Origin of the sequence: Chromohalobacter sp. HP20-39, assembly GCF_033052815.1 — a bacterium.
In the GTDB taxonomy this organism is placed as follows: domain Bacteria; phylum Pseudomonadota; class Gammaproteobacteria; order Pseudomonadales; family Halomonadaceae; genus Chromohalobacter.
On record NZ_JAWHTP010000186.1, the window covers coordinates 1 to 423 of the forward strand.

Annotated in this window: 1 protein-coding gene; it reads right to left on the reverse strand. The window is 58.9% G+C overall.

All coding sequences use genetic code 11. The features are described from left to right. A partial coding sequence (locus tag RVY79_RS17555) for a transposase (protein WP_411161741.1) occupies positions 1 to 386 on the reverse strand: 386 nt, incomplete at its 3' end. Positions 387 to 423 lie beyond the last annotated feature (37 nt).

Genomic DNA, 423 nt, shown 5'->3' on the forward strand with positions numbered 1-423 from the left:
GCCAGCAGCCGCTGAACCATTCGCTCTCGACGCTTAGTCTGTCGCGCAGCCTTGGCCTCGGGTGTGCGGTCGTTCGGCTTGCGCAGCCCCTTCAGCACCCAGACGACGTCGATATCGAATTCGCCTGTCATCGGTTTAGCCGGTGGCGTCGCCCAGAATGCCCAGCGAATTTTGTGCAGCAGCAAGTAGGCCGCACGGTAGCTGATGTTCAGCTTGTGGCTCATCTCAATGGCCGAGCGCCCCTTGGCATTGGTGACGAATAAGTAGAGGCCTTTGATGATGACCCAAAACGGCAGCTTCGTGCCGTCGAATACGCTGCCAGATTTCAGGGAGAAATCATGGCCGCAGTCACGACAACGCCATTGTTTGTGCCGCGTGCGGAGCATGTGGCTGCGGATGACACCGCACCGTGGACAGATTTGC